The organism is Sulfitobacter pacificus (assembly GCF_030159975.1).
Lineage (GTDB): Bacteria > Pseudomonadota > Alphaproteobacteria > Rhodobacterales > Rhodobacteraceae > Sulfitobacter > Sulfitobacter pacificus.
This window is the reverse complement of sequence record NZ_BSNL01000016.1, coordinates 1-7,420: the sequence shown is the minus strand read 5'-3', so window position 1 is coordinate 7,420 and position 7,420 is coordinate 1. Positions and strand designations below refer to the sequence as shown.

General features: G+C 63.0%; 11 protein-coding genes. All 11 read right to left on the bottom strand.

Annotated elements, in window-relative coordinates; all coding sequences use genetic code 11:
• A partial coding sequence (locus QQL78_RS20235; RefSeq protein WP_284376540.1) for a strawberry notch-like NTP hydrolase domain-containing protein occupies window positions 1-1,348 on the bottom strand: 1,348 nt, incomplete at its 3' end.
• 102 nt (window positions 1,349-1,450) lie between these two features.
• The gene (locus QQL78_RS20230) at window positions 1,451-1,603 is read right to left on the bottom strand and encodes an antitoxin PaaA2 family protein (RefSeq protein ID WP_089423631.1); all 153 of its coding nucleotides are present in this window, start codon (window positions 1,601-1,603) and stop codon (window positions 1,451-1,453) included.
• On the bottom strand, window positions 1,593-1,757 hold the full coding sequence (locus QQL78_RS20225; protein WP_198362936.1) for a hypothetical protein: 165 nt from the start codon (window positions 1,755-1,757) through the stop codon (window positions 1,593-1,595). The genes QQL78_RS20230 and QQL78_RS20225 overlap by 11 nt, the downstream gene beginning before the upstream one ends.
• A gap of 94 nt (window positions 1,758-1,851) precedes the next feature.
• Window positions 1,852-2,370 (bottom strand): type II toxin-antitoxin system YhaV family toxin, encoded by a 519-nt coding sequence (locus QQL78_RS20220; RefSeq protein WP_284376537.1) that lies wholly within the window; start codon window positions 2,368-2,370, stop codon window positions 1,852-1,854.
• Window positions 2,367-2,693: a type II toxin-antitoxin system PrlF family antitoxin gene (locus tag QQL78_RS20215; protein WP_005668772.1), complete on the bottom strand. Its 327-nt coding sequence runs from the start codon at window positions 2,691-2,693 to the stop codon at window positions 2,367-2,369. Before QQL78_RS20215 ends, QQL78_RS20220 begins: the two co-directional genes overlap by 4 nt.
• A 124-nt stretch (window positions 2,694-2,817) precedes the next feature.
• Window positions 2,818-3,471: a DUF6927 domain-containing protein gene (locus tag QQL78_RS20210; RefSeq protein ID WP_284376535.1), complete on the bottom strand. Its 654-nt coding sequence runs from the start codon at window positions 3,469-3,471 to the stop codon at window positions 2,818-2,820.
• On the bottom strand, window positions 3,471-4,064 hold the full coding sequence (locus QQL78_RS20205) for a regulator (RefSeq protein ID WP_284376533.1): 594 nt from the start codon (window positions 4,062-4,064) through the stop codon (window positions 3,471-3,473). The genes QQL78_RS20210 and QQL78_RS20205 overlap by 1 nt, the downstream gene beginning before the upstream one ends.
• A 76-nt stretch (window positions 4,065-4,140) precedes the next feature.
• The gene (locus tag QQL78_RS20200; protein WP_089423668.1) at window positions 4,141-6,123 is read right to left on the bottom strand and encodes a ParB/RepB/Spo0J family partition protein; all 1,983 of its coding nucleotides are present in this window, start codon (window positions 6,121-6,123) and stop codon (window positions 4,141-4,143) included.
• Between the two features lie 157 nt (window positions 6,124-6,280).
• A complete protein-coding gene (locus QQL78_RS20195) occupies window positions 6,281-6,670 on the bottom strand; it encodes a DUF3768 domain-containing protein (protein WP_089423667.1) in 390 nt (129 codons plus the stop codon).
• An 88-nt stretch (window positions 6,671-6,758) separates the two neighbouring features.
• A complete protein-coding gene (locus tag QQL78_RS20190) occupies window positions 6,759-6,968 on the bottom strand; it encodes a DUF6330 family protein (protein ID WP_089423666.1) in 210 nt (69 codons plus the stop codon).
• 23 nt (window positions 6,969-6,991) lie between these two features.
• The coding region (locus tag QQL78_RS20185) for a zincin-like metallopeptidase domain-containing protein (protein ID WP_284376528.1) at window positions 6,992-7,420 on the bottom strand (429 nt) is incomplete at its 5' end.

Sequence of the window (7,420 nt, the reverse complement as noted above, 5' to 3'; positions counted from 1 at the left end):
CGGGCAGATCACGCCCATGGGCATCATGTGCCATGATGATGGTTTCCAGCTGCGCCTCGGAGAGATCTCCCTCCTCGATCAACCGTGCAGGCAGGCGCAATTCCGCACTGGCCGCGCCTGAGGGCACCGGCGGCGCAACAGAGGCCATGGCGATGCTCTCGACCAGCGGCGTGGGATGTTCCTGCGCACCCGCGATCTCGATCCGCTGCGGACGGTAGCGCGCATAGATATCCGAGACCGGCGTGTTGTCGCGCGGGACATCGAAGCTTGTGAAGCTGAGCGGGATGGCAGCATTGGCGCGGGGTTTGGAGGCGGCGAAAGGCGCACCGGCGGTCTTGCGTGGGGCAGCTACTGGACGAACCGGCCGCCCGTGAGGGATCGCTTCAACCCGTTGGGCCGGGCGCATCTCGGTCCGTGTTGCGGCCACGGCATCGACATATGCCAAGGCTTCATCCAGATCCCGCACAGGGACGCGGATCATTTCGCCGTCCTCCTGCACCTTGTCGAAGACCATCAGCTGGGTTTCGACAGAGGTGCCGAGCTTGCGGTAGACCTGCCCCGGCATCGTCAGCGCCAATCGTGGCGTCAGGAGACCGCAGGCGCGGGACCAATGCGCGGCATCGCGTTCGGGCGTGAACCCCGGCGGCATGATCGCCACCAGGCGCCCACCTGGTGCCAGGCGCTTTGCAGCCGCAATGAGATGTTTGGCAGCGATGTGCTTGTCCCGGGAGCGATCGACCGAGGAGGCGAAGGGCGGATTCATCACCACGACGTCGGGTAGAACCGGCGTCTGCAGCAGATCGTCGATATGCTCGCCGTCATGGCCCGTCACCTCGCCACCGAAAACCGCGCGCAGGAGGCGCTGGCGAAAGGGGTCGATTTCATTGAGCAAAAGCGTGGCACCAGCCCGGGCGGCGAAAGCAGCCAGGGCACCGGTGCCAGCCGAGGGCTCCAGTACAGTCTCGCCCTTGCGAATGGCTGCCGCCCGCACGACCATTGCCGCGAAAGGCAACGGCGTGGAAAACTGCTGCAGTCGGATTTGATGCTCTGAGCGGCGTGTCTCTGTCAGCAGCCGTGAAGCGAGGAGCTTTGCGGTAGCGATGTCACCCGCTGCGTTGTCCCCACGCAGCAGCACCTGGATGGCCGCGGCCTGCATCAGGTCGTAAGCCATCCGCCAGTCCCAGGCGCCCCCGGCATCGCTGCCATGAAACGTCTCGCGCATGATGCGTGCGAGCGCCGAGCTGCGCAGGGGCTGGTGGTTGATCTCCGCGCCGATTTGCGCCAGCGCAGAGGCGAGATCAGCGTCGGAGATTGAAAAAGTCGGGTTCGCCGTTTTGGGCTTGGTCATGGGGCTTTTCCTTTGGATCAGGGTCTGAGTTCCAAAGGACAAAAAGCCCGCTTTCGCTTTTCAGGATGACGGGATCAGACCGCGCTGACCTCCAAGGCTTGGTCAGGACTTGGGTTCGACCTGCCGCTTCGCATCAATCAATGCCTGTGCGGCATGCATCACTGGAACCTGAGATGTTCCGGCGCGTGCATCCTCAAGCGCGGCCTTTACCTGCGCGCAAAACCACGCGTCATAAGAATTCGCTTCAGCGGCCACGGAAATGCTCCTCGAGCCCGATATCCAGCAGCTTGCCGAGGTCATCGGGCATGTCTGCAACGCGAACCGGAATTGGGAAACGGTGCCGCGCCAGGTCAGGCGCGAATTGCTCCTCTTGTCCGGGGTGCTGCCCATCCTTTTCCGCCTCAATCATTGTGCTTTCTCCGACCGTATCATTAGCCGATGCTACATCTTCCAGCGGGGCGTCGTAAACGATAATGCCAAAGGGTCACAGCAAGCTGGCCCACTTACCGATCGGGCACCGCTTCAAGGGAAGTTTCGAACCGCTTGTCCGCCGCCGCGGCTTCTTTCAGGAGCGCGTCAAAATTGTCAGGTGGGTTGCCATCTTCCAGCATCCCTTTGAACGTCGCATAGGCATCCGTCTTGCTGCCATAGGCGCGCAGGGTCTTGTCGTCGTTCACCCAGGCCACCACGATGACCTTCGCATCGCTGTTGAACCGGTAGAACAACCGATACTGTTGGAAGAATTTCGCCCGGAACCAGTGCTTGCGGTGATCGCCGAGTGTGCCGCCTTGCCGGAAGGCGGCGGCACCCGGATCTGCCGGTATGGCCTCGGTGACCAGCTTGAAGATGGCGGCCAGCCGTTTCGTGGAATTCTTCTTGCGCCAGGTCTTGGGATCGCGTGCCTTACGCGCCTCGACTTCCTCGATCAGCCCTTCGAGCTGGTCCAGAAAGAGCGGATGCGCATAAATCGACCATCCGTTTACGACAAGGGGCGCTTGAGCGGGCACGCTATCGCTGCTCATTCATCCTCGAGCGATAGCGGCGCATCGAGATCGACGTCAACGTCTCCGACCAGTGCTGCAAGACGGTCATGCAAAGCCCCATCGAACGCCCGAATGCGGTCCGGATGCGCCTTGATATCGGCCTCGACAAAATCGAGAAAGGCGCCGAGCACGGGATCTTCCTCGTCGCTGCGCACGGGCTCGATATAGACCCTGCCACTCGGCTCGGTGCAGTAACGAATCTGGTCGCCCTTTCCCAGCTTGAGCTGTTTGCGCACACCCGCCGGCACGGTCGTCTGATACCGATCCGTGAGTTTCGAGACATCTTGTGCGAGGGCTGTCATGGCAGTCTCCTGAAGAAAAGGTTCTTTGCTGCCCGCGATAGGTAATGCATTTGCATTGCCTTGTCAAGACAAGCCGCAGCATCTGCTGTCGCCGGGCAGGTCGATGAACCGTCCGGCGCAGGACCTAATTTCGCCCCGCCAGGAACTCCGCCAGCACCGGGCTAGCCGCACCTTTCGCGGAGCTGAGCAACTCCGAGCCCGCAAGCGAGGCCTTCGACAGGCGTACGAGCCCACCAGTTTCCTCGATGCGGTAGCAGCGGCGCTTTTGCCGCCCGCGCCTGTAGTGGGTCGCGGTGACAATCTGGCAGGTACTGCCATCAGTGAGCGTCACAGGTGCTGCGAGCTTGATCTTGTCGCCTTCCTCGTAGTCCGGGATCGCAGCCCAGTCCTGGCAGCGCTGGCGCCAGGCATGAGCATAGCTGTCTAGGTCTTTCAGCTCGGACAGCAGGGCCAATAGGCTCAGTGGCGCGCGGGATTCGACCGGTCCCGCGCTTTCCTCCATGTCCTTGTAGCCCCAGCAGCCGTCATCATATCGGGTAAGGAATACGGCGGCGAAAGTGATGGAGCCATCCGCATCGGTCACATAGGTCGTGTCTTCGACAGCGGTGCCGTCGAGATTGGTGACCCTTGCCGCCGCATACCAGGTGGAGGCGACCTTGCAGGCCTTGACCAGTTCAGTTTTGCGCGTGTCGCCCTCGAAGGTGCAGAGCCGTGTAATTTCCGCCTTCTCATCCGCGTAGGATTTGATACGGCGGTCGGTGTAGAAAAGCCATCCCACTATGCCGCCCTCCGATCGTCGATCTCCATCAGCGCATCCAGCGGCACGCGATAGGGCTGCATGGCGTCGAAATCCTCGCAATTGCCGCAGTTCTGCACGATCGCGAAGGTGTCGCAGGCATCCTTGAGAATGACCCGGAAGGTGCCGCCGAGGCCCGAGGGCACCTCGTAGGTCCCGCCGATGAGATAGTCCGAGGCCCGGCGCACGAAGACGCGGATGCTGTGGCCATCGGTGGCGAGCCGGATCGCACCCCGCCCCCGGTCGATGAGCACCTGCACGTCATCCAGGATGTCGGTGTAGAACTGGCCTGTCAGATCGCGAAACGCCATGCGGCGCTGCGCCATCCAGTCGGTATCCCGAAACGGGTTCATGCCGTCGGCGAAGGCGAAGGAGGGATCGGCCTGCTCGGTGGTGACGATACGGGTGGTCGTACCATCGATGCCGTTCGAGCACAGATGCACACCATTGCCAACGATCAGGATCAGGGCCGGCCTGTCCACGGGCCCGTTCCAGTTGGGCAGGAAGGTCTTGCAGGCACGCGCATGTGCGATTTGCGCCGCGACAGCGGAGGCAGAGAACTTGAGAATAGCCATGGGGATGTCTTTCCGTTGGGTGTGGGAGGGTCGACCCGCGCGGGTGGCATGATCTACGCGCGGGTCGCGTGATGGCTCAGGCCGCTTGCGCGACCTCGCTCTCAGGCTCGGGGGTTTCCGCAGTGGGCTCCGCCTCGTCAAAGGCGACACCGGCGGTCTGCATCATCGGCGGGCACCAGGCGGCCACGGCAGCGCGCTGCGCGTCCGTGAGCGTGGCGAAGGGCTCGGCGAAGAGCTTGTCGCAGAAGGCGACGATCTCCTTCTTGCTCGACGAAGCCAGCGTCACCGCCTCCTGGGTCAGACCCAGATCCTCGCCGAGGATCTTCAGGAGCCAGGCCTTCTTGAAGCGGTTGAAGAGGGCCGAATTCGGTGTCCAGTGGGCGCGAATGTCGGGCATGATCTCGATCTCGAAGTCATGCATCAGGCTGTCGCGCTGGCGGTCCCGCGCGAAGCAGGACTGCGTGGTGCTGGCCGTGGCATAGGCCACAAGCTTGGCCTTCTCGCCGGCCTCCAGCGCGCGAAACGCCGCGAACTGATCCGCGGGCGCGCGGGTGTCATCGAGCCAGGACAGATCAAGCGCATCATGCGCCGCCGCCACCTGCTCAAGCGAGGTCTCGTCAATCTCGTCCATCTTGGCATGGCTGCGGTATTCCTTGCGGGCATCGATCTTGATCGCCTGCGTGACGCTCATGCCGCTGGCCAGAACGTCACTGACCAGCTTGAAGAGCGTCAGATCGAGCGTGGCTTCGGGATGCAGCGCCATCGCGGCGCCGAGGGCCATGGCCCGCTCGGTCTTGAGGTCCTCTGCCAGCGAGGCCGGGTAGGTGATTTCGCCGGCGTCCGGGGCCTCCCCCTCGGTCGGGTTGGCCGAGGAGCCCCGCGCGCCCTCCTCTTTGACGGTGTCCTCCGGGCGGACGAGGCCAACCTGGAACGTGATCTGCCCACTCTGCCACGACGCGATCACGCCTGCCCGCGCCAGGTCTTCGGCGCTGTAGGCCTCCTGCAGGTCGCGGGCTTCCTCTTCCAAGGCGTCCACGCGCTCGTAAAGGGCATTATAGGCACCGTCCTCGAGCCCCTCATCCTCCATCTCGAGCTGCAATTTCTCAAGCTCGGCGGTGATCTCATCGATGCGCTTCTGGGCAGCCTCATCCGGCTCGATCGGGCCGGGATAGACGCGGCCGTAGTCGGCCATGGTCGCGTAATCATAGCGGACCATCGCATCGGCCCAGGCAAAGCCCAGCTTTATGCGAGCCTCTTCGGCGGCGGCACCGAGCTTCTCGAGCAGGATGGTCTCGACCAGAGCCGCATCCTCAAGCACGGAATGCTCATCCAGCAGATCGGCTGCGACGGCGCCGCCGCGTGCCTCGTAGTCTTCGCGCACGAAAGCCCCGATGTCGTCGCTAACCTGCACCCCGCGGGATTTGAGCGCCTGACGGACGGTGTAGGCCTGCAGATAGCCGCCGTCTTTCGTGAGCGCCTCGAAGACCTCGCGCTGCACCTCCTGGCTCGGGTGCTCGGCGAAGGCCTTCATCGTGTCGAGCGTGATCACCTTGCCCCGGGCCGCGGCGCGGATGTCGGGGTGGATAAGGCCATAGCGCAACCGGCCTTTCACGGCCGCCACCGTGGCGCCGAAGGTCTTTGCGATCGTCTCGGGCGTCTGGCCGTCGACCTCCATCATCCGGGCGAAGGCCTCGAACTCGTCGATGGCATTCATCGGTGCCTGGGTGATGTTCTCGGCGAGCGACAGCGCCGTGGTGACGTCGCACTCCTCAGGGACAAGGCGGCAGTCCACCTTGGTTTTCGCAGTGAACCCCTTCGCGGCCTTGTCTGCGACCAGCTCCTTCAGCGCGGCATGGCGTCGGCCACCAGCGAGGACAGCGTATTTGCCGTCGAGCTTCTGGACCAGGAGCGGCTGGAGCAAGCCCAGAACGGCGATGCTGGCCTTCAGATGCGCGATGTTCTCGGGATCATAGGTTTCCGGCGAGTTGCTGCGCACATTGGCGGGATGCGGGACCAGATCGCCGATGGCGACGGTGAGAGGGGCAAAGCTTGTGGTCATGGGATATCCTTCCAAGTGGGTGAGGTGTGGCCCGCGCCCGCTTGCGCGTGACCAATCCCCGGCTTCAGGGATCACCACGACAAAAGACCCACTCTCCCTTTGAGGGGCAGCGGGCCTTCATTTCTTGACGTGTAAGGTTTGGGGGGTGTCCCCTCGCCTACCAGTCGCGCGTCAGCATGATGGTCAGCACGCGCATGGTGGTGGCAGGATTGTCCGGGGTCTCAGCCCCGTAGCGGAAATCCGAATCTGCCTCATAGAGATCGATTTTCCAGAACACGGTCTGGCCCCGGATCTCGACCGCGCCAAAATCGTGCCAGCCTTCCGGGTCATTCTCCGGCTCGAACGTGGCAAACTCACCGGTTGCCTTGACCGCCTCGGCCATGAAGCCATCGCCGACCTCCATAAGCGAGCGGGTGACATGCATGCGGCCCTGGATGGGTTGCGCGGGCGGCACTCCAAGGCACGCGAGCTTGCGAAACGCGTCGTTCTGCGCCGCGATCACACTCGGATCCGGACGGTCTGGCTGGGGTTGAACATTCATGGACATGGGGATCTCCTTTGAGAGGTTTGAAACACCCTTCTCAAAGCCCGCTTTTTCTTTTCCGCTTGGCGGATGAATCGAGGCCGAAGGCGCCCTACCCGAACAGCCCTTTGGGTCTGTAATTCGGGTTGGGGATGGTTTCGATCCAGCCGCCCTGTTCCTTGATGCTCTCGAGTGCCGCCGAGAGCGGGTAAGCGCCCTCGGACGGGCTCCACCAATAGGCACCGCGCTTGAAGACGATGATCTTGCGGCGGCCGTCCTCGAAGCAGGCCACCCGCAGCGTCTTGGATTCCTTGCGTGACATGCGAGTCTCCGTTCTCCGTGTGGTCAGGCGGCCTCGGCACTGCGCCCTGCCCTACCCGCCTCAGATTGTGCGATCAGATAATCACAGGCGCGCTGCGCGTCCGCGGCGTGCCGGAAGATCGCGCCCTTGTCCGACCGAAGGACCCGCAACCAGTTGTGCAGGTAGGCGGCATTCATCTCGAGCGTATGCGCCGTGAAGCCGAGCGTCTGACCCAGGAACACTGAGGTCAATTCCGCGACGATCTCCTCGCGCGCATAGGACGTGTTGCCAAACTTCGAGAACCCGAAATCACGGTTCAGCCGATGCGGGGCTTTCGTGGCATGAGCATTATGCCGATGTCGGCATAAGGGCCATAATGCCGCGCTCCGGTTTATGCCGCGCCGACCCTTACAACCTGTTGCGTTGCGGTTAGATCGGCGCAGCATATCGGCATAATTCAGAGCGCTTCGAGG